The 20,409-nt window shown below is 55.3% G+C and carries 18 protein-coding genes and 1 tRNA gene; 8 read left to right on the top strand and 11 right to left on the bottom strand.

Translation table 11 applies throughout. From position 1 onward, the window contains the following. Positions 1-142 precede the first annotated feature (142 nt). From FCN15_RS15795 to FCN15_RS15785, 3 genes are all read right to left on the bottom strand, one after another. Positions 143-799 carry a phosphatase PAP2 family protein gene (locus FCN15_RS15795; RefSeq protein ID WP_162515382.1) on the bottom strand — a complete coding sequence of 219 codons (657 nt, stop codon included), beginning with the start codon at positions 797-799 and terminating at the stop codon, positions 143-145. Between the two features lie 373 nt (positions 800-1,172). After that, positions 1,173-1,246, bottom strand: a tRNA-Arg gene (locus FCN15_RS15790). A 124-nt stretch (positions 1,247-1,370) separates the two neighbouring features. Beyond that, on the bottom strand, positions 1,371-1,721 hold the full coding sequence (locus FCN15_RS15785; protein ID WP_138495957.1) for a hypothetical protein: 351 nt from the start codon (positions 1,719-1,721) through the stop codon (positions 1,371-1,373). A 157-nt stretch (positions 1,722-1,878) separates the two neighbouring features. Here FCN15_RS15785 and asnB point away from each other — a divergent pair, with 157 nt between their 5' ends. Further along, the gene (gene asnB, locus FCN15_RS15780; RefSeq protein WP_138495956.1) at positions 1,879-3,723 is read left to right on the top strand and encodes an asparagine synthase (glutamine-hydrolyzing); all 1,845 of its coding nucleotides are present in this window, start codon (positions 1,879-1,881) and stop codon (positions 3,721-3,723) included. 99 nt (positions 3,724-3,822) lie between these two features. On the opposite strand, the gene rdgB is transcribed toward asnB, so the two are convergent. The 3 genes from rdgB to FCN15_RS15765 all read right to left on the bottom strand — a co-directional run bounded on the left by rdgB (position 3,823) and on the right by FCN15_RS15765 (position 6,736). Then, positions 3,823-4,449 carry an RdgB/HAM1 family non-canonical purine NTP pyrophosphatase gene (gene rdgB / locus FCN15_RS15775; protein ID WP_138495955.1) on the bottom strand — a complete coding sequence of 209 codons (627 nt, stop codon included), beginning with the start codon at positions 4,447-4,449 and terminating at the stop codon, positions 3,823-3,825. Further along, positions 4,446-5,195, bottom strand: coding sequence for a ribonuclease PH (rph, locus tag FCN15_RS15770; RefSeq protein WP_138495954.1), 750 nt, complete (start codon positions 5,193-5,195; stop codon positions 4,446-4,448). Before rph ends, rdgB begins: the two co-directional genes overlap by 4 nt. Before the next feature lie 170 nt (positions 5,196-5,365). Next, a complete protein-coding gene (locus FCN15_RS15765) occupies positions 5,366-6,736 on the bottom strand; it encodes a GerMN domain-containing protein (protein ID WP_138495953.1) in 1,371 nt (456 codons plus the stop codon). A 130-nt stretch (positions 6,737-6,866) separates the two neighbouring features. Here FCN15_RS15765 and FCN15_RS15760 point away from each other — a divergent pair, with 130 nt between their 5' ends. After that, entirely contained in the window at positions 6,867-7,439 is a 573-nt protein-coding gene (locus tag FCN15_RS15760; RefSeq protein WP_138495952.1) for a phosphatidylglycerophosphatase A family protein, read from the top strand. A gap of 105 nt (positions 7,440-7,544) precedes the next feature. On the opposite strand, the gene FCN15_RS15755 is transcribed toward FCN15_RS15760, so the two are convergent. Next, positions 7,545-8,549, bottom strand: coding sequence for an MBL fold metallo-hydrolase (locus FCN15_RS15755; protein WP_138495951.1), 1,005 nt, complete (start codon positions 8,547-8,549; stop codon positions 7,545-7,547). A gap of 196 nt (positions 8,550-8,745) precedes the next feature. Beyond that, positions 8,746-9,975, bottom strand: coding sequence for a peptidyl-prolyl cis-trans isomerase (locus FCN15_RS15750; protein WP_138495950.1), 1,230 nt, complete (start codon positions 9,973-9,975; stop codon positions 8,746-8,748). A gap of 223 nt (positions 9,976-10,198) precedes the next feature. On the opposite strand from FCN15_RS15750, the gene FCN15_RS15745 reads away from it, so the two are divergent. Further along, positions 10,199-11,557, top strand: coding sequence for a dipeptidase (locus FCN15_RS15745; protein ID WP_138495949.1), 1,359 nt, complete (start codon positions 10,199-10,201; stop codon positions 11,555-11,557). A 93-nt stretch (positions 11,558-11,650) separates the two neighbouring features. Here the strand turns inward: FCN15_RS15745 and FCN15_RS15740 are convergent, their stop codons facing one another. Both FCN15_RS15740 and glpK read right to left on the bottom strand, forming a co-directional pair. Further along, positions 11,651-11,875 carry a helix-turn-helix domain-containing protein gene (locus FCN15_RS15740; protein WP_138495948.1) on the bottom strand — a complete coding sequence of 75 codons (225 nt, stop codon included), beginning with the start codon at positions 11,873-11,875 and terminating at the stop codon, positions 11,651-11,653. Positions 11,876-12,095: 220 nt separating this feature from the next. Next, positions 12,096-13,586, bottom strand: a complete 1,491-nt coding sequence (gene glpK / locus FCN15_RS15735) for a glycerol kinase GlpK (RefSeq protein ID WP_138495947.1) — start codon at positions 13,584-13,586, stop codon at positions 12,096-12,098. 185 nt (positions 13,587-13,771) lie between these two features. Here glpK and efeO point away from each other — a divergent pair, with 185 nt between their 5' ends. The 3 genes from efeO to FCN15_RS15720 are packed head-to-tail and all read left to right on the top strand — an operon-like array spanning position 13,772 to position 17,964. Continuing rightward, on the top strand, positions 13,772-14,692 hold the full coding sequence (gene efeO, locus FCN15_RS15730; RefSeq protein ID WP_138495946.1) for an iron uptake system protein EfeO: 921 nt from the start codon (positions 13,772-13,774) through the stop codon (positions 14,690-14,692). A 3-nt stretch (positions 14,693-14,695) separates the two neighbouring features. Beyond that, positions 14,696-16,036, top strand: a complete 1,341-nt coding sequence (gene efeB, locus FCN15_RS15725) for an iron uptake transporter deferrochelatase/peroxidase subunit (protein WP_138495945.1) — start codon at positions 14,696-14,698, stop codon at positions 16,034-16,036. Positions 16,037-16,056: 20 nt separating this feature from the next. Beyond that, a complete protein-coding gene (locus tag FCN15_RS15720; protein WP_238996720.1) occupies positions 16,057-17,964 on the top strand; it encodes an FTR1 family iron permease in 1,908 nt (635 codons plus the stop codon). Between the two features lie 80 nt (positions 17,965-18,044). Here the strand turns inward: FCN15_RS15720 and FCN15_RS15715 are convergent, their stop codons facing one another. Next, a complete protein-coding gene (locus FCN15_RS15715; protein ID WP_138495944.1) occupies positions 18,045-18,503 on the bottom strand; it encodes a MarR family winged helix-turn-helix transcriptional regulator in 459 nt (152 codons plus the stop codon). Between the two features lie 274 nt (positions 18,504-18,777). Between FCN15_RS15715 and FCN15_RS15710 the strand changes: the two genes are divergently transcribed. Both FCN15_RS15710 and nagB read left to right on the top strand, forming a co-directional pair. Further along, positions 18,778-19,638: a MurR/RpiR family transcriptional regulator gene (locus FCN15_RS15710; protein WP_420819586.1), complete on the top strand. Its 861-nt coding sequence runs from the start codon at positions 18,778-18,780 to the stop codon at positions 19,636-19,638. A gap of 40 nt (positions 19,639-19,678) precedes the next feature. Then, a complete protein-coding gene (gene nagB, locus FCN15_RS15705; protein WP_138495943.1) occupies positions 19,679-20,407 on the top strand; it encodes a glucosamine-6-phosphate deaminase in 729 nt (242 codons plus the stop codon). The last annotated feature ends 2 nt before the right edge of the window (positions 20,408-20,409 follow it).

Raw genomic sequence — 20,409 nt, 5'->3', positions numbered from 1 at the left:
ATGAAACTGAATATTTGCTGAATGTTTAGCTTAGGGCGGTGAATAAAGCTTTGGTATAAAAAAAAGACAAAACAGCCCTGAAGCTGTTCTGTCTGCTTATTTGTCCAATTCTACCAGCCCGCGGCCGGGGCCTGACAGGAATTCAAGCCTGCATTTGCTGGCGCCGGACGGCATTCTGCTGTCCAAACCAGGAAGCTGTCTTCAGCAGCAGCAGACGATAGATCTCCACCAGCGCAAACGCCGAAACGGCATCCAGAATGACATGCTGCTTCATAAACAGGGTCGAGCAGATAATCGTCACCGACATCGTCCCGATGAGAACCCGGTTCCACCGGCCCCGCGCAGGACTCGTAAAGATCATTCTCATCACCATATAGCTGGAGAAGCAGTGAATGCTTGGAAAACAGTTGTACGGTTCGTCCCGGTGGTAAATGTAAGTGACAAGGCGGGCAAATGCATCATCGCCCGTGACGGCCGGCCGCGGAACCGTCGTTTGAAACACGCTGTAAATCGCGTAGCAGGTCAGCGCGCAAACCGTGTACAGTGCAATGGAGCGGTAATAGGCCTTGCGGTCCTTGAAATAGAAATAAATCAGGCAGACGTAAATATAAAAAATCCAGACGCCGTACGGAAGCGCAAAATACTTGATAAACGGCGTCGCACGGTCAAAGCTGGTAACCAGAGAATGCACATGTCTTGTTGGATGATCTACAAAATGATACATATATCCAAGCAGCGGAAAAATAAGCATTAAACCAAGCGGCAGCCACCGCTTAGGCTCTTTCAGGCCAATACGCAAGAATTGGATCAATTTAATCAGACCCTTCCCCATGCAGGTTCGGGCGATGCCCGTCGAAATACTAACCGACTCATTTTACTGCGGATCTCCCTGAGCGGCAACCTGTTTTTTACAGGAAAAAGGATGCGGATGGCCTCCCTAAAAATGATGCGAATGGCCTCACTGCGACGAACCCCCAAGGGGTTCTCATCCCGTGGGACGTAAAAAAAGCTCTCCCGTTGGAGAGCCCGCTCACGTCCCAGTCGGGGTACAGCCGTCTCAGCGGCTGACTCCGTTCGGCCATCCGGTTCCGATGGCCTCACTGCGACGAACCCCCTGGGGTTCTCATCCCGTGGGACATAAAAAAGCTCTCCAAAAGGAGAGCTTTGCTTGACGTCCCAGAAGGGATTCGAACCCCTGACCGACGGCTTAGAAGGCCGTTGCTCTATCCAGCTGAGCTACTGGGACATATGTAAGGACAACATTAACTATTATACTGCAATTTTTGTTTATTTCAAGTGGTTTTCGCTGTGAGGCTGAAGGGGCATGCCAGAACCCGCCCAGGATTAAGCCCGGGCGGAATCCGTTTTGTTTATAAATTCTCCTGAAGTTTAGCGGAGATATGTTTCATACCGAACAGCTTTTCCTTAAACTGGGCTTTATGCAGTTCGGCCGTTTGCATGGACGAAGACGACCGTGCGCCAAATTCGTCTTCGGATATTTCCTCATACGCATTATGAAGATTGTTGTTATACCAGTCAATCTCAGGATCAATATCCGTGCTGTACATATGGACAATATCATAAGCGCCCTGCGGCGTTCTCGCCACATATACCAGAAGATCGTGTTCTCCGGCCTTGCCCGAGTTCACCTCAATTTCCGCACAGCGCTGGCCCCGATAGTCCGCCATCCGGCGGAATTCAGCGTTGGTAATGTTGTACATCTTATATCTCCCTTCCTGGTTTCAATTGCATCCGCTTCCTTCATTAGTTTCCATAAAGGACAGACATTTTATGCCCTTGTTCGGCATAATTTGTTATTACTTTGGGCGACGACACTACGCACCAGGAATTGGCCGATAGAGAGGATGAACATTAACCATGTGTGGAATTACGGGATTTATTGAATGGGGCAGGGATTTGACGCAGGATTCCGAGCTCTTGGTGAATATGACTGAAACCTTGTCCAAACGGGGGCCTGACGCCCACGGCACCTGGATCTCCAATCCGTGTGCTTTCGGGCACCGCCGCCTGAGCGTCATGGACCCCGAGAACGGCGCGCAGCCTATGATTTTTCAGCAGGAGGACGCCTTGTTCAGCATCGTATATAACGGAGAGATCTATAATGCTAACGAATTGAAAAAAGAGCTGCTCCAAAGGGGACACCATTTCCGCACGGACTGCGATACCGAGGTGCTGCTTCACTCTTACGCCGAGTGGGGGCCCGGCTGTGTGGACCGGCTGAACGGGATTTTTGCGTTTGCGGTGTGGGACAGTGTCCAGCAGCATGTCTTTTTGGCCCGCGACCGGTTAGGCGTGAAGCCTTTATTTTACAGCGATCAAGACGGGCTGCTGATCTTCGGCTCTGAGCCGAAGGCCATTCTCCAGCACCCGAAGGTCGAAGCGTCCGTTGACGCGGAAGGGCTTGCCGAGATTTTTGCGATTGGACCGGCCCGTACGCCCGGCCATGGCGTGTATAAAGAGCTGAAGGAGCTTCGTCCCGGGCATGCCATGATTTACAGCCAGGCGGGGCTGCGCATTTACGCGTATTGGAAGCTCGAAAGCACCAGGCATGAGGACAGTGTGGAGCAAACGGCTGAAAAACTCCGCGCCCTGCTCACCGATACCGTTGAGCGCCAGCTGATTTCCGATGTCCCGCTCTGCACGCTGCTGTCCGGAGGACTCGATTCCAGCGCGCTGACGGCGCTGGCGGTTAATTACTACAAGCAGACCGGGCAAGGCCAGGTGCATACGTTCTCTGTCGACTATGTGGGCAACGATAAGCATTTCAAAGAGCACATTTTCCAGCCTGGAGCTGACGGCCCCTGGATCAAGCGGATGGTCGAGGAGCTGCAGACCGAACACCATTATGTCCTGATTGATACGGACGATTTGGTTGAAGCGCTGGACGAAGCAACCAGAGTCCGGGATTTACCGGGAATGGTCGATGTGGATTCCTCGCTTCTGCTGTTCTGCCACGAAATCAAGAAAGAAGCAACCGTCGCCTTATCCGGCGAGGCTGCGGATGAAATCTTCGGCGGGTATCCATGGTTTCACCGCAAAGAGCTCCGCGACTCCGGCACGTTCCCGTGGTCCGTCTCCAGCCCATTCCGCGCAGAGCTTCTGTCTCCGGAGCTTCGCGAGCACATCAAGCCCCTTGACTATGTCGACCAGCGTTACCGGGAAGCGCTCGCCGAGGTGCCGGAACTGGAAGGTGAAACCGGCGATGACGCCAAGATGCGCATGATCTCCTACCTGAATATCACCCGCTTTATGCCGACGCTGCTGGACCGCAAGGACCGGATGAGCATGGGCGCCGGGCTTGAGGTGCGCGTTCCTTACTGCGACCACCGCCTCGTTGAATATGTATTCAACATTCCCTGGAATATCAAAATGACCGGCGACCGGGAAAAAGGCATTCTGCGCAAGGCTCTGGAAGGCCTGCTGCCGGATGATGTGCTGTACCGCAAGAAGAGCCCCTATCCAAAAACGCATAATCCGGCTTATCTCGATGCGGTCAGAGACCAGATGCTTGCTGTATTGGATGACCCCTCTTCTCCCATTCTGCCGCTGATTGACAGCGCGAAGCTGCGGGAAATTGCCGCAGCCACCGATTCGACATCCCATCTGCCATGGTTCAGCCAGCTCATGTCCGGGCCGCAGCTGTTTGCCTACATGACGCAAATCAACCGCTGGTTGAAGGATTACAAGGTTTCGATCCGCTGATTTGAAATTTTAAAAAAAAGGGGACTGACTCCACCCGAGTCAGTCCCTGTTTCTTTCCCTTTAAGCTTTCCCTTTAAGCTTTCCCTTTAAGCTTTCCCTTTAAGCTTGTCCTCCAAGCTTCTCTACAAGCTTGCGCAGCGCCCGGCCGCGGTGGCCGATCGCCTGCTTCTCCTCCAGGCTGAGCTCCGCCATCGTCTTCCCGTATTCCGGCAGGTAGAACAGCGGGTCGTAGCCGAAGCCCCCGCTGCCGGCCGGCTCTGATGTAATCCAGCCCTCGACCTCGCCGTCCGCTTCCACAAAGCTGCCGTCTGCAGGGTCGTAATACGCCAAACTGCAGACGAAACGGGCCGGACTCAGCAGCGGCTGCTCCGTATCCTCGCCCAGGCTAAGCTCCGCGAGCGCAGCCAGCAGCTTCTCGTTGTTCTGCTCATCTGCCGCGCCCTCGCCTGCAAAACGGGCAGAATAAACGCCCGGTCTGCCGTCCAGCCGGTCTACGCATAAGCCGGAATCATCGGCCAGCACCGGCATCGCGAGCCGGTCGCCGACCTCCTTGGCTTTCTTACGGGCATTTTCCGCAAAGGTCTCCCCGTCTTCTACGACCTCCGGTACATCCGGGTAATCATACATGCTCTGCACCGGCTTCCCCAGGAAAGCAAGCGCATGCGCAAACTCACGCACCTTGCCCTTGTTGCGGGTAGAAACAATAATGGCCTGCTGCTCCATCATGCCTTTCCCCCACCTCCGATCTTGGACGCAAGGGCTCCAAGCGCTTCGCGCTGCTGGGAAATAGCTTCGGAAATGCCCTTCTCCGCAAGCTCCAGCAGTCCGTTCAGCTCCTGGCGGGAGAATGGATTCTCTTCCCCTGTGCCCTGAACCTCAACAAATTTGCCCTGTCCGGTCATCACGACATTCATATCTACTTTCGCTTTCGAATCCTCTTCATAATTCAAGTCCAGCAGCAGGCTCTCTCCAATAACCCCGACGCTGACGGAAGCCAAATAATCCGTAACCGGAAACACCGGCAGGTTATGCTTGGCCGCAAGCTTCTCAATAGCCATCGTCATCGCTACAAAAGCGCCGGTAATGGAGCTGGTGCGCGTGCCCCCGTCAGCCTGAATGACGTCACAGTCAATCAATACGGACCGTTCGCCAAGCGCTTCCAGATTCACGACCGAACGCAGCGCTCTGCCGATCAGACGCTGGATTTCCATCGTCCGCCCCGTCAGCTTGCCTCTGCTTGCTTCGCGCTGGTTGCGGGTATGAGTCGCACGGGGCAGCATGGAATATTCAGCCGTTATCCAGCCTTTGCCCTGTCCTTTCATAAAAGGAGGAACCCGTTCCTCCACGGTGGCCGTGCAAATCACTTTGGTATCTCCGACTTCAATCAGAACCGAGCCTTCCGCATATTTATTTGTATTTACCGCAAGTGTCATCGGTCTGCGCTCATCATGGGCGCGCCCATCCAATCTCATAATCCTGTTATCCTCCTAAAATTCAGCCTGTCGTTTGTTCATCTTATTTTAGCAAAGTCACCGGGCAAAAGCACACCGCCCCCTTATTCTTATTTTTTATAAAAAAAAAGAGACCGCTCCGGTCTCCGATACTTCGCTCATGGCTTGAATTAAGCGGCACAGCCTCAATTTTAAACAGAAAGGTCGTTAATCTTCTCCGGTCTTGTCACCGGATTGCTGTACGCTTTATTAAGCGTATCGACTACATCCTTGCTGCCGTTAAAGGTGATGTTCACCTTGCTGCCTTTGGCATTTTCCGTGACCGTCAGCACTACGGCTTCCAGCATTTCTGCCGGGATACGTTCACCGGATTCAAACATGTCGTCGGTCAGGGATACGCTGACCACCCCGTCCTTGGATTCTTCAACTGATTTCAGGGCTGCCGTCTCCGTCAATACCTGCTCCAGCCCGTCCCCCTGCTGAGGGCCGCTGATCAGCTGGCCTAAAGCCGCTTTCAATGGTTCTTCGCTGTTTGGAACAAAGCGGGTAACGGGTACAAAATAAGGAGAACCGTCTTCTGCGGTTGCCGTGAAGTAGACCGTCACCGGTGTCGTCTGCGAGACGGCCCCGCCGTCCAGCTCCAGGTTGATGCCTACCGCCCGGGTCAACGGATACGGAATCGGCGTATGATCTACAGGCATTTCGCTCAGGCGCTGCCCGTCTACCCAAACCTCTACCGCATTTACGCCCGTCTGTTCGGTCATTGTCCAGGTGACGGCTTCAAGAATTTTGCGCTCATCGGCTTTATCGTAACCTGTGAAGGCTTTGGAAAATTCGACGACCGCAAGCTTTTGATCCGGCTTGACAGTCACGCTTTTGACTTCAGTGCCTTCAGGCAGAATGCCGCTGAACCCGACTGGAAGCTCCTGCTGGTACGGCCCGTTTATGACGAGAGTTTCCAGGCTCTTGATCAGCGTCTCGTTTGATGCAGCAGCCGCCGAGGCGGCAGAGGTAGCGGAGGTAGCGGAGTCGGATGAAGCATCGGCAGCTGTCTGCTTGGCGCTGCTGTCTGCCGAATCGTCATCCGCAGCGACCGCGCTGCCGTCCGTCCCGGCGACTGGCTCTGCCGCGGCAGCTTCGCCTTCATTCGCTGGAGCGCTCACTGCAGCGTTTGCAGCAGCTTCCCCGTCAGCGCCGGAGCTGTCCTCTGCCAGCGGATCGCTGACCGAGGTCGCCGAGGTTTGTTTGGCAGCAGCGGAATCCGCTCCGTCTGCTTCCCCTGACGTTTGCGCGGAACCGCTCTCGGCGTTCAATGGCAGTGAGACCGGCGCAAGCAGGCCTTGTCCATTGGACAGGTAGACGGTCGTTAAATCTGCCGGATCATGCTGGACCCCTGCAGCTGTCGGGATTTCACCGCTCAGCATCTGCGCTTCGGCGTTCGCCGGCGGCGCATCGATCTGGCCCGATGGGCCAAGGCCTGCCAAGGAACAGCCTGATAGTAGAAGCGGCAGCGCAACTGCGCTGGCTGCAGCTGTCATTTTCCAATGTGGAATACGTTTCATGAATGGGAGCCTCCCTACATTTTGTGCTGGTTTGTACTACTATGTATACGAGCCTTCCCCGTAAAAATAACTATATTTTTTCTCAAATTGGACAGCTTATTAACCATGACATGAATGAGGTGGAGGAAGAATGGAAGAGATCAAAAATCCTTATGCACTGAACAGTAAAAAGGTCGCGGAGGCCACGAAATACTGGCTGGAGAAGCGCGGCGTCAAGATCGAGGAGATCGCGGAGCTGGTCATGATCCTGCAGCGGAAATACTATCCGAATCTCACCATGGACGAGTGTATCCACAACGTTGAGCGGGTGCTTTCGAAGCGGGAGGTTCAGAATGCGGTGCTGACCGGCATCCAGCTCGATATTCTGGGTGAGCAGAACCTGCTGATCCCGGAGCTGCAGGACATGATTAAATATGATGAGAGTCTGTACGGCGTTGACGAAATTCTTGCTTTCTCAATCGTAAATGTGTACGGAAGCATCGGATTTACGAATTACGGCTATGTGGACAAGCTGAAGCCGGGTGTTCTGGAGCGGCTGAACGACAAGAGCCTCGGCCCGGTCAACACGTTCCTTGACGATATCGTAGGCGCAGTGGCGGCAGCCGCCAGCAGCCGGATTGCGCACCGCAAGCAGGCCGAGCGCGAGCAGGCACGCGGCGAAGAATCCGTTGATACTCTCGCGGAAAAAGGCACCTCCATGTAGCCTGCTTTGAACAGCATCACTGCCCCTATAAAAAAGCTGCCGGGAGAAGACGAATGCTGGATCGTCTTCTCCCGGCAGCTTTATTTTATTTATACCTCGCCATTATTAAGCCTTGACATATTTCAGGGCAATAAAGCGGATGCTCCCGCTGCCCGCGCGTTCGGCTGCCGCCTCGCCGCGGCGGACCAGCTCGGCCAGATGGGCCAGGCTTTCCGACATGGCAAAGCGCATCTGGTGAATGCCAAGCTTGGTGCCAAACAGCTCGGCGCAGATTTCAAAACCGGTGTGCGGCCCGCCCTGCTGCAGCAGTCCGGACACCTTCTCCAGCCGCTCCTCATGATGTTCAAGCAGCCGCTGCGTCCGGGCACGAAAGGAATCAAACGGATGCCGGTGCCCCGGAAAAGCCTGCTTAACCTCTAACTGGCCCAGCTTAACCAGCCCGCTCAGGAAAGTGTGCAGGGGCTGATCATCCCCACCCGGATAATAGCTGATATTCGGCGAAATCTGCGGCAGCACCGCATCCCCGCAGAGGATGACCTGCTCCTGCCGGTTGTAGAAGGACAGGTGCCCCGAAGCATGGCCGCCTGTCTCCACAGGCTTCCAGCTCCATCCGCCCATCCAGAGCTCTTCGTTCTCACTCACGAAAGTCACTTCAGGCCGCGGATGGACCTGCGTATAGAAGCTCTCCAGGTGCACAGGCAGCTGCGAAGCAAGCTCCTCCGGCATTCCGTGTTCCCGGTAGAAATCCGGCAGAGCCTCATTCATGCTCCGGTCCTCAGGCCACATGCGCAGCGATTCCTCATAAGCCGTCTTTGACATCCGTACGTTTGCGCCGGACAGCTCCTGGAGATACCCGGCCAGACCCATATGGTCCGGATGATGATGGGTCACCACGATTTGCCTGATCTGCTTGGGGCTGATCTGCAGGGCTTCCCAAACGTCCGCCCATTCCTTCTCCGTCACGGGCGACCGCGGCCCGGGGTCAATCACCGTATAAGAATCCGACTCCGCATCCCGCAGAAGATAGCTGTTAACCAGCCTGAGCGGCGGCGCCATCGATACCGGCACCTGCAGCAGCCTTCCGTCTATCCAACCTTTTATTTCCGGCATTCCGCAACCTTCTTCCCGCCAAATAATCCTACTGTCAGTTGTTATTTTATCGTTCTTTGAATCAAATTTAAACCGTCGGCAGAAATCCTTTTGTCCGCCTATACAAAAGAGCAGCAGAACGGGCGAAATGCCCGTCTGCTGCTCTCTTGCGGCTCTTGAGCCCTGAGGGCTTCTTGAGTTCAGTGAACAACCGGAATTATTCGGCTGTAGTCGTGCTGCTGTCCGCAGCTGTTTCTTCCGAGCTGCTGCTGTCCAGCGTGTTGGTGATTTTTGCTTCAGCTCTCAAGTTATCAAGCCAGGAAGTGGACATCGAGGATACCTGCTGGGTGATCAGAAGGTCTTTAATCTCAGCCTTCTTCTCTTCCAGGGTAGCCGTGTGAGCTTCCTTCGTATCCGTAACCTTCACAACTGCATACTGGCCGTCGGACATTTGAACAGCGGAGCTGATGCCGTCCTTCTTGAGATTGAATGCAGCAGTTACGACCGCAGAATCAACTGTGCCGGAATCCTGGGCAAAGAAGCCAAGATCGCCGCCGTTGTCTTTGGTAGCTGTATCAGTAGACTTCTCTTTAGCCAGAGTGGCAAAATCAGTGCCGCCCTTCAGCTGGGTGATAATATCGGTGGCTTCTTTCTCCGTTGCGACAACGATTTGGGAAGCTTGTACCTGTGCAGGCGTATCAAAAGAAGCTTTATTTTGCTCGAAGTAAGTACTGATCTGGTCATCCGTAACCGTCACTTGAGGTTCAAGCAGCTTGCGGATCTGGGCCTCTTTCTTGAGCTGCTCCTGGAAATCCTCGTCTGTCATCCCGTATTGGGAGAGCAGTTCATTCAGCGCTTCCTCAGAGCCAAACTGCGTAATATAGAAATCCTTCTCTTTCTGAATATCAGCGTCAGTTACCTCAACGTTCGCTTTCACTGCTTCCTGGCGGATCAGCTCATCGTCGATCATGCCGCTCAGCGTCTGCTCGCCGCCAGCTTTAACCAAAGCGTCATACAGCTGCTCTTTGGTAATTTTCTCGTTGTTGACCGTAGCAACGGCCTTCTCGGAATCCTTCTGGGCAAACGGGCTTGTAAACAAGGAAATGACCAGCAGAACAACAAGGATAAGGGACACGCCCATCCAGATGCCGCTGTTATTACGTTTAACAGGAGGTTCTTCAGCCGCCTGAGTATGAATTTCGTCTTCGGATTGCATCACGGCCAGCGCTTCGCTGCTGCTCTCGAGTCCCGTTACCGGAACGCCTGTACCGCTTTCGGGTTGTTCGGCCGATTCCCCGTGTCCGGCTTCAGGAGCTTGTCCATCAGCTTCCACAGCGCTCACAGCCTCTTCTGTATGTTCAGCTTCCGCTTCTGCAGCCTGCTCGTCTTTCAAAGGCTCTGAAGCGTTCGGGTCTAATCCCTGTAAATCTTTTTTCTCTTCAGTCATTCCAATCTTGACTCCCTTCTGAATTTGCTAAGCTCTTATAAAGATAACAGAAAATCTTATTTAAAACCTTAAGGTTTATTAAAAATTATCAAACCTGATCTTAAGGTTCTCTTAATGTTAGCCAAAATCACCCTTTTCATGCCGAAAGCGTGCGATTTCCGCTGACAGTCAAATCGTAGTACAATAGACCGTAGAATTGAGTCAGGGAGGATAAAATAACCATATGAGCAGCTATCAGACTTATTTTGAGAACCGCAGAGAGCAGCATTTAAATGAATTGAAAGAATGGCTCTCCATTCCGAGTATTTCCGCTATTTCAGAGTACAAACCCGATGTGAACCGTGCCGCCCAGTGGCTTGCCGACACCTTGACCCGTGCAGGTCTTGACAATGTCACCATCAACGAAACCAAGGGACATCCAATTGTCTACGCCGATCACCTGCATGCGCCGGGCAAACCGACTGTTCTGGTATACGGACACTATGACGTTCAGCCTGTTGATCCGCTGAATCTGTGGCAGACGCCTCCGTTTGAGCCTGATGTGCGTGACGGCAAGCTGTATGCGCGCGGAGCTACGGACGATAAAGGCCAGGTTTTTCTACATATTAAAGCCGTTGAAGCCATTCTTGCCGAAGAGAAGCAGCTTCCGGTCAATATTAAATTCTGCATCGAAGGCGAAGAGGAGGTGTCCAGCCCAAATCTGCCGATCTTCCTGGAACAGAACAAGGAGAAGCTGGCAGCCGACGTGGTGCTGATCTCTGACACCGCCCTGATTGAAAAAGGCAAGCCGGCGATTTCCACAGGCCTCCGCGGCTTATGCTCCATGGAGCTTACGATCAATACGGCCAATACCGACCTGCATTCCGGCTCCTTCGGCGGCGGTGTTCCCAATGCGCTGCATTCGATCGTAACCCTGCTTAACTCGCTGCATGACGCAGACGGACGCGTTGCGGTTGAGGGCTTCTACGACGATGTGCTCCCGCTGTCTCCTGAAATGCATGACGAATTCGAGAAGCAGCAGTTTAATGAAGAGAAGCTGAGACAGGATCTGGGTCTGACTTCCCTGTTCGGCGAACCGGGCTATACGTTTGTTGAACGGATTGGCGCGCGCCCTACGCTTGAAATCAACGGCCTGTACGGCGGCTTCCAGGGCGAAGGCTCCAAAACAGTCATTCCGAAAGAAGCCCATGCCAAAATCACCTGCCGTCTGGTGGCCAACCAGAACCCGCATGACATTATGGAGAAGATCGAACGCCATCTGAACGCCTATGTGCCGGCCGGCGCCGCTTTGACCTTCCATGCGGGTGAGAAAGCCTTTGCCTTCAACATCGACCCTTCCCAGCCGATGCTGCAGAAAGCCGCTGACGCTTATGAAAAAGTATACGGAACACGCGCCCTCTTCACCAAAGACGGCGGCTCCATTCCGATCGTGGAAACCTTGTCCCGCGTGCTGACAGCGCCTGCCGTGCTGATGGGCTTCGGACTGCCTGACGAGAACCTGCACGCACCGAACGAGCACTTTAATCTTGAGAACTTTGACAAAGGTCTGCTGACCGTTGTTGAGTATTTGAAAGCTCTGTAAGCACATCAGGCAATAACAAAAGAGCCTTTTCTCTCTCCCGGGCGGAAGAAAGAAAAGGCTATTTGCATTTGGGGGAACTCTGATGAACAGCCGCTATATCTTGAGCTCCCCAAGCTTGATGAGCTCGACTACCGCTTGCGCACGGCCCTTTACGTTCAGTTTTTGCATGACATTCGAGATGTGATTTCGGACGGTCTTTTCACTTATAAACAGTTGTTCCGCAATATCCCGAGTCGTTTTGTCCTGTACCAGCAACTCAAAAACTTCCCGCTCTCGATGTGTAAGCAAAAATTTGCTGTTGCGATCGCTGCTCTTCAAAATGTGTCACCCCTCCTTGCCCGGGTTTTGTGGTCTAACAAGGTTAAGGGATACAGTCAACACAGTTTATGAGAGGGGCCATATGTTGGTGCGGTAACGGGGTAAAAATGGGCGGAACCCGGGACTCCGCCCCTGCCGGAAGGTCCGGCAGCACTTATGCCTACGGCCTTCGGCCTGTGCCTGCTGCCTGTGCGCCGATTGCCTGCGTCTTTAGCTCGGCCTATTTAAAGGCCATTGCCGCATGAACGGCTTTTTTCCAGCCGCTGTATAAATGCTCCCGTTGACCGGCCGTCATTTCCGGCTCAAAGCGCTGCTTCAGTTTCGACTTGCTGCAAATCTCTTCACGGCTGCTCCAGAAGCCGACTGCCAGCCCCGCCAGATAAGCTGCGCCAAGCGCAGTTGTTTCGCTGACCTCCGGAATCTCCACCGGCACATCCAGCATGCCGCTCAGGAACTCCATCAGGAACCGGTTGGCAACCGCCCCGCCGTCCGCCCGCAGCATCGGCACCTTCATGCCCGAATCCTGCTCCATGGCCGTCAAAATGTCCTTGGTCTGATAAGCCAGCGATTCCAGCGTTGCCCGGATAAAATGCTCCTTGCTGGTCCCCCGCGTCAAGCCGAAGACCGCGCCCCGCACGTCGCTGTCCCAGTAGGGACTGCCCAGCCCGACAAAAGCCGGAACCACGTAGACGCCGTCTGTCGTGTCCACCCGCTGCGCATACGTTTCGCTGTCTTTCGCCGATTTGATCATCCGCAGCCCGTCCCGCAGCCACTGTACCGCGGAGCCTGCTACAAAAATGCTGCCCTCAAGCGCATACTCCACCCTGCCGTTTATTCCCCAGGCAATAGAAGTAATCAGCCCATGCTCGGAATCCACCGGCCTGCCGCCCGTATTCATCAGCATGAAGCAGCCGGTGCCATAGGTCGTTTTGACCATGCCCTCTTCAAAGCAGGTCTGCCCGAACAAAGCCGCCTGCTGGTCTCCTGCCGCACCTGCGATAGGCACCTTTGCTCCGAAGAAATGGTATTCGATCGTATGACCGTATACTTCCGAGGAGGAGCGGACCTCCGGGAGCATCGATTGGGGAATATCCAGAATCTCCAGAATCTCTTCATCCCAGCACAGCTCGTGAATGTTGTACATCAACGTGCGCGAAGCGTTCGAATAATCGGTTACATGAACAGTCCCGCCGGACAGCTTCCAGATCAGCCAGGAATCCACCGTGCCGAACAGCAGCTCCCCGCGCTCCGCCCGCTCCTTGGCGCCCTCCACATGATCGAGTATCCATTTTACCTTCGTGCCTGAAAAATAAGGGTCGATCAGCAGGCCTGTCTTTTGATGAAAAAGCTTGCTCAATCCCTGCTCTCTGAGCTCCTCGCAAATGTCCGCTGTCTGCCGGGACTGCCAGACGATGGCGTTGTACACCGGAATCCCGGTATTTTTATCCCAGACAACCGCCGTTTCCCGCTGGTTTGTAATGCCGATGCCGGACACGTCGGCCGCTTTGATCCCCGCCTCGGACAGACAGGAGGCAATGACCGCAAGGATGGAGCCCCATATTTCATTGGCGTTTTGCTCCACCCAGCCCGGCTTTGGAAAGTACTGCGGGAATTCATGCTGCGCAGCATGCACCACCCGTCCTTCTTTATCAAATAAAATGGCGCGGGAGCTTGTCGTCCCCTGATCAAGAGCCATGATGTACTGCCCCATACTTCTTCCTCCCCGTTTCGTTAGATCCTGTTTCCTGCTTTATATAGTAAGAGAATCCGAAGGATTTGTAAAAAAAGTCACTTTAGGAATTGACGGATTCCTTAAGGCTGACTATGATAGATTTAATCCTATGATACTGAGAATCATTATCAATTCCAAAAAGTACATATTTAAGGAGTGTATCCATGAATATCCGATCCTCTCTGGCCCTCTCTGCTTTGGCGGCCACCCTTCTGACCGCAGGCTGCTCCAACAGCAGCACTGACACCAACTCGGCTAATGCCGCTTCTACTTCCTCCAATACCGGAACAGCAGCAGCTTCAGCATCTTCATCCTCGGATTCCTCTTCCGCGCCGGCATCGGCATCGGCTGCAGCCAGCGCTGACTTCACAGCAGCGATTGACAGCTACCGGGAATATGTCATCACCGAGACGGACGCCCTCGTCAAAGATACAGGAGCGTTTGTCGATGCGATTAACAGCGGAAATATCGAAGAAGCCAAGAAGCTGTATGCCCCGGCCCGCATGCACTACGAGCGGATTGAGCCGATTGCCGAAGCGCTTGGCGATCTCGATCCGAATATCGACGCCCGGGACGGGGATGTTGATCCCTCCGAATGGCGCGGCTTCCACCGGCTGGAGAAAGCTTTGTGGGAGGATAAGTCCACCGACGGCACCAAGGAATACGCCGACCGCCTGCTGAGCGACACCAAGCTGCTCCGTGCCAAAGTGGAAACCGTTGATATTGAACCTTCACTGCTGGTAACAGGCGCGGTTGAGCTGCTGAACGAAGTTTCGACGTCCAAGGTTACTGGTGAAGAAGACCGATATTCCCGGACGGATCTGTACGATTTTGCCGCGAATGTTGAAGGTGCGGAGAAGATTTACGAGCTTCTCAAGCCAAATCTGGCCGACAAGGATCCGGAGCTGGAGAAGAAAATCGGCGACAGCTTTACCGTCCTGCAAAATGAGCTGAACAGCTACGCGAAGGACGGCGGATACGTCTCCTACGATGTGCTGAAAGAAGATGAAGTGCGCAAGCTGAGCCAGAATCTCGACGCGCTCGCTGAACCGCTGTCTCAAATGGGCACGCTGCTGGGAGTGTAATCCATGGAGCCTAGTGACCTCAAAACAAATGAAAATCTACAAGAAGCCGGGACGTCTTCCAAGACGCCCGGTTCTCTGCTGAATAAACCCGTAAGCCGCAGGGATGTCCTCAAGATGGCAGGGATCGGCGGGCTGGGCCTGCTGCTCGGGGGAGGAGCCGCGGGTGCTCTTTTCAAAGGAACCAAGGCCTTCACCCGGAAGGAAAGCGTGCTGAATGCGGGCCGGACGAACGAGAAGGTGCATCCTTTCTACGGCAAGCATCAATCCGGCATTATAACCCCCTCGCAAAATTTCCTGTGCTTCGCTTCTTTCGATCTCACCGTCGCCTCCATTAATGAAGTGCGTGAGCTGTTTCAAAAATGGACCCTTGCTGCGGCAAACATGACGCAGGGCAGCATGCTCGGAGATTCAGCTGCAAATACCAGCCTGAATCTCCCGCCGGCCGATACCGGAGAAGCGGCCGGTCTGATCCCTTCCCGGACGACCATTACCTTTGGGGCGGGGCCGTCCTTCTTTGACAGCCGGTTCGGCTTGGCGAGCAAACGGCCGGCGGCTTTCCCGGATCTGCCCAAGTTCCGGGGCGATGCTCTTCAGCCGCAGTGGTGCGGCGGCGATATCGGCGTCCAGGTGTGCGCGGACGACCTGCAGGTCGCCTTCCACGCGGTCCGCAACCTGGCGCGGATCGCCAGGGGCTCCGCGGTGCTGCGCTGGACGCAGGAAGGCTTCCAGCGGACCGGGGCTGCCGAGCCGGCAAATGGAACCCCGCGCAATTTGATGGGGTTCAAGGACGGCACCGGCAACCCGGACGTGAACGACGCCAAACTGATGGATGAGGTCGTTTGGGCGCAGGCCGGGGACGGCGCTGCCTGGATGGCTGGCGGCAGCTATATGGTGGCCAGACGCATCCGGATGCGTCTGGAGGTTTGGGACCGGTCCACGCTGGATGACCAGCAGCGGACGTTCGGGCGGTACCGGGACAGCGGCGCTCCGCTTGGCGGCCAGGATGAATTTGATCCTCTTGATCTGAATGCCAAGGACGCAGCCGGCCAGCCCGCGCTTCCGGTGACCTCCCATTCCCGGCTCGCCCATATGGACGGCAATACAAAGCTGCTGCGCCGGGCTTATTCCTATTCCAGCGGATTGGACGCCAAGACAGGCCAGCTGGACGCCGGGTTGTTCTTCATCTGCTTCCAGCGGAATGTCAGTAAGCAGTTTATCGCCATGCAGCAAATTCTGGCGGCGAGCGACAAGCTCAACGAATACATCTCCCATGTCGGAAGCGCGGGCTTCGCCTGTTTCCCGGGAGCTGCCGAGGGCGGATATATAGGGGACACGCTATTTTAGGGCAGAAAGAAGGTAATAAGTTGACTCAACCGAACAGGAATTCTGAACATGGGCACGGAAAATTCAGCAGGCTGGGGCGGTGCCTGCTTCCGGCGGCGCTTGCCTTCTCGGTCGCCTTGTCCGGCGCCGGAGCCGGCACCGCCTGGGTGTCCGCAGTGTCCGCAGCCGGAGAGCAAGAGCAGCCGGCGCTGGAAGACCTGCTCCCGCTGGTCGGCGGGTCGCTGGCAGCCGCCGGCAGTGAGGATTGGGCGGAGGCGGCCAGCGAGCTGGACCAATTCACTGCGGCCTGGAGCGGCCTCGCCGTGCCTGGCGATACGGACAGCCGCATCCAAACGGAACTAGCGGCCGCTGATTCCGCCATATCTTCCAAAGATAAGGAGGCGGCCTCCCAAGCCTTGTCTGCGCTGGCCAAGGACGTGAACAGCTACGTCGAGGCCGCTGGCAGCGGAGCTTCGGAGAGCGGTGGCGGGGCTTCCGGCTCCGCCACCACGGATGCCGGCAAGGAGGCGGCCAATACGCTGCTTGGTATGAGCCGGAAGGCTGCCGAGGACTTGCAGCAATCCAATATTGAAGCCGCAAAGCAGGACTTCAAGGCCGTTACGGACGGCTGGACCAAGCTCGAATCGCCGATCCGCCAGGCTCATTTCGGACTATACAGCAAGCTGGAGACGAAGATGAGCCTCATCCGGGTAGCGCTGCAGGCCGAGCCTGCCAAGGCCGGCCAGGCCGCTTCGCAGCTGGCGGACATGAACGCCCTGCTGCAGGAATATCTGGACGGCAAGCTTGACGGGCAGCAGGATGCCGCTCCGGCGGACGGCAGCGTTTCGCTGAGCGATGCGGTTGCCCTGCTGCACAGCACGTCCAGCCTGATGGCTTCCGGGGACCTAGCAGGCGCGCAGGAGAAGCTGAATCAGTTTATCGAGATGTGGCCTTCCGTGGAAGGCGAGGTCTCCATCTCCTCGTCATCCGCTTACCAGAATACGGAGAACCGGATGACGGAAGCGCTGGGCTATCTGACCTCAGATCCTCCGGCAGCAGACAAAGCCCAATCCGTTGTTCAGAGCATGCTGAACGAGCTTGAGCCCATCTCCAGCGTTACCTCCTATTCGGCGTGGGACGCCGCGCTGATCATGCTGCGCGAAGGCCTTGAGGCGATCCTGGTCGTCACCGCTCTGCTGGCCTTTGCCAAACGGGCAGGCAACCGCCCGGCCCGCAGATTTATCTGGTCGGGCGCGGCGGCAGGTCTGGTGCTGAGCGGCCTGTTCGCCGTTGTGCTCACCTACGCCGTATCGCGCGCAGCTTCCGGCGGAGCACGGGAACTGACGGAAGGGATTACAGGCCTGGCGGCGGTGGTGATGATGCTGACAGTAGGCGCCTGGCTTCACGGCAAAGCCAGCACGGCTGCCTGGAACCGCTACATTTCCAGGCAGGTTGGCGGCGCCCTTGCGCGCGGCAGCTTATGGTCCTTGTTCGCCTTGTCCGGCTTGGCCATCCTGCGGGAGGGCGCAGAGACGGCTGTCTTTTACATCGGCATGGCTTCCTCAATCACTCCCGCGCAGCTTATTCTCGGCATTGGAGGGGCTTTAGTCGGGCTCGTTCTGCTGGGCTATGCCATGATCCGGTTCAGCAGCAAACTGCCGGTCGGGGCCTTTTTCCTGACGGCCACTGCTTTCATTTATTATCTGGTACTGCGCTTCCTGGGCGAGAGCATTCACGCCCTGCAGATCGCCGGCAGGCTTCCCGCCCACAATCAAAGCGGACTGCCGTCCCTCAGCTGGCTCGGCTGCTATCCGACCTGGGAGACCTTTGTTCCGCAGGTGCTCCTGCTCCTGTACATTTTAGCTACCTTCGGATTCCGCTCGTACAGCAGCAGGCACAGCAAGGCCGAAGACAAACGTCCGGCCACCGGGCCAAATGCACTGCAGTAACGCACAAACTGCAATAATAACAACAGAGGGAGGGAAAGCGCCTGAACGCGCATTCCCTCCCTCATCTTGTTTTCCAGCAGCTATTTCTCCAGCCACGGCGGCTTATCCATCACCGACAATTTCTCAATGATCTGCACAAGACTCTCCACTTCGCTTATTTCGAGCTGTTCCAGATACCATTTGACAATGCGCAGCGATTTCTTCCGTCCCTGCAGCATCGCCTCTTTGCCGTACTCCGTTAGTGACACGAGAACTGCCCGCCGGTCCTCCTCGGCATGGCGGCGTTCCACAAAGCCGTTCTGGACAAGCCTGTCCAGCATGACGGTAATGGCGCTGGGCTTAACCTCAAGCGCTTCCGCCAGATCGCTGACCTTGCACGTCCCTTTGCGGAAAATATAAATCAGCATATGAAACTGCGGCCCGGTAAGCCCCAGATCCTTGTGCTGCATAATATCGTTCTCCAGCTGCCTGAAGGTTTTGGTCCAGCCTTTTTGAAGCCTTACTATATAATGGTCCAGATCCGCCTGATCCGCTTCCATGATCTGCCCCCTCTCTGCCGCTCTGCCCCTGTGGTTCTGCATGCCTGATTCAACGGATGTTTATACTATCAATTTACCCCAATTGTCCCCATATCTCAATCCTTGCTTGGTTCCCAGCCTGCTGTCTGGCGGTTGGTTGATGCCGCGCCGGGGGCGGAGGCAGCTGTGCCTCTTGCATCCCGAATGGAAATGAAATAAGATAATATAAAAATAATTTTCATAAAATCATTAATATTTGTAAAAAATATTTTCCGAATGTGAAAACGAGAAGGTGATCCGCATATCAACAATTTCTACACCTATTCTCCATGCGGTTGAAGAGCATCTGCAGCAGCTCTCCCAGCAGGAACGGCGGGTGGCTGAGTACATTCTGGCTTCCTCCGCCTCTATCGTCGATTTGGGGATCCGGGAGCTGGCCGGGAAATGCGGCGTCAGTCCTGCCACGGTGACCCGGTTCTGTAAAGTGTTTCATTTTAAGGGCTATCCGGATTTTAAAATGAAGCTGGCCGGCGAGCTTGCGCAGAAGCCTGCGCACAATGCGTACCAGGACGTCATTGCCGGCAACGATCTGCGGACGATTGCTGCAGCGATAGAAGCCAATCATGTGGCCTCTATAACCGATACGACCCGGCTCCTTGATATGGAGCAGCTGCAGCAGGCGGTTCAGGCGCTGTGCGCGGCCGGCCGGATTGATTTGTACGGGGTCGCGACCTCGTCGATCGTGGCCCAGGATTTTTATCAGAAGCTGATCCGGATCGGCAAGAACTGCACGGCCTTTGCAGACCCGCATATGCAGATAACTTCTGCTTCAACCCTGAAGGCAGGAGACGCGGCGATTGCGGTCTCTTATTCGGGGGAAACACCGGAGACGATTGCCGCACTGCGGTGCGCCAAAGACAGCGGAGCCTTGACGATCTGCCTCACCCATTACGGCAGCAGCACGCTGGCTTCCCTTGCCGATATTCCGCTGTTCTCCTCCTCTCTGGAGGAAGGAATGCGCCGCGGCGATATGGCTTCCCGCATAGCCCAGCTTCATCTGATCGACATCCTGTTTATGGGGATGGTCAGCTCCGGATTTGAGGATTATGTGCCGAAGCTCGAGCATTCTTATCATAATGTGCGCAATTACCGCTAAATAACGCGAAATAACGCTAAATAATTGGAGGGAAACAAAAATGCCAAACATTATCAAAGCGCAAAGCGAAGAACAATTTAACGACATCGGCGCCGGAATTATTGCCAGCCTTCTGCAAAGCAATCCCAAAGCCCTGCTGGGCCTGGCTACCGGAAGCTCGCCTGTAGGGGTATATGGACGCCTGGTTGAGCTGTACAAGGAGGGTTCGGTCAGCTTCGCGCAGGCTCAGAGCTACAATCTGGACGAATACGTTGGACTGCCTGTCGACCATCCGGAAAGCTACCGCACCTTTATGAATGAGAAGCTGTTTAATCACGTCGATATTCTGGCTGAAAATACCCATGTTCCGCTCGGAGCTTCGCCTGACCCGGCGCAGGCGGCCGCCGGCTACACGGAGCTGCTTCGCCAGGCGGGAAGGATTGATCTGCAGATTCTGGGCGTGGGCCTGAACGGCCATATTGGCTTTAATGAGCCCGGCGATGAGCTTCAGGGCTTCACTCACGTCGTAACGCTGGACGAAAGCACGCGCAAGGCCAACGCCCGTTTCTTCTCCTCCATTGAGGAGGTGCCGAAACAAGCGATCACCATGGGGATCGCCTCCATTTTGCAGGCCAAACAGATCCTGCTGCTTGTGAGGGGCGGCGAGAAAGCGGAGATCATTGCTCGGGCAATGCAGGGGCCTGTTACCACAAAAGTTCCGGCTTCCCTTCTGCAGACTCATCCAAACGTCATCGTACTGGCCGATCAGGAAGCGGGGCGTTTGATTTGAAT

The organism is Paenibacillus pinistramenti (assembly GCF_005869875.1).
Taxonomy (GTDB): domain Bacteria; phylum Bacillota; class Bacilli; order Paenibacillales; family Paenibacillaceae; genus Fontibacillus; species Fontibacillus pinistramenti.
Note: the sequence above shows the minus strand (reverse complement) of the source record. Positions and strands in the feature narration are given on the sequence as shown.

Bases quoted from the DNA above. Each gene is read 5' to 3' on its own strand.
- rdgB (WP_138495955.1), bottom strand. From the start codon at position 4,449: ATGATGGAGCAGCAGGCCATTATTGTTTCTACCCGCAACAAGGGCAAG.
- FCN15_RS15760 (WP_138495952.1), top strand. From the start codon at position 6,867: ATGGAAGAGATCAAAAATCCTTATGCACTGAACAGTAAAAAGGTCGCG.
- FCN15_RS15785 (WP_138495957.1), bottom strand. From the start codon at position 1,721: ATGTACAACATTACCAACGCTGAATTCCGCCGGATGGCGGACTATCGG.
- efeB (WP_138495945.1), top strand. From the start codon at position 14,696: ATGGAGCCTAGTGACCTCAAAACAAATGAAAATCTACAAGAAGCCGGG.
- FCN15_RS15745 (WP_138495949.1), top strand. From the start codon at position 10,199: ATGAGCAGCTATCAGACTTATTTTGAGAACCGCAGAGAGCAGCATTTA.
- rph (WP_138495954.1), bottom strand. From the start codon at position 5,195: ATGAGATTGGATGGGCGCGCCCATGATGAGCGCAGACCGATGACACTT.
- efeO (WP_138495946.1), top strand. From the start codon at position 13,772: ATGAATATCCGATCCTCTCTGGCCCTCTCTGCTTTGGCGGCCACCCTT.
- FCN15_RS15715 (WP_138495944.1), bottom strand. From the start codon at position 18,503: ATGGAAGCGGATCAGGCGGATCTGGACCATTATATAGTAAGGCTTCAA.
- glpK (WP_138495947.1), bottom strand. From the start codon at position 13,586: ATGGGGCAGTACATCATGGCTCTTGATCAGGGGACGACAAGCTCCCGC.
- FCN15_RS15750 (WP_138495950.1), bottom strand. From the start codon at position 9,975: ATGACTGAAGAGAAAAAAGATTTACAGGGATTAGACCCGAACGCTTCA.
- nagB (WP_138495943.1), top strand. From the start codon at position 19,679: ATGCCAAACATTATCAAAGCGCAAAGCGAAGAACAATTTAACGACATC.
- asnB (WP_138495956.1), top strand. From the start codon at position 1,879: ATGTGTGGAATTACGGGATTTATTGAATGGGGCAGGGATTTGACGCAG.
- FCN15_RS15755 (WP_138495951.1), bottom strand. From the start codon at position 8,549: ATGCCGGAAATAAAAGGTTGGATAGACGGAAGGCTGCTGCAGGTGCCG.
- FCN15_RS15765 (WP_138495953.1), bottom strand. From the start codon at position 6,736: ATGAAACGTATTCCACATTGGAAAATGACAGCTGCAGCCAGCGCAGTT.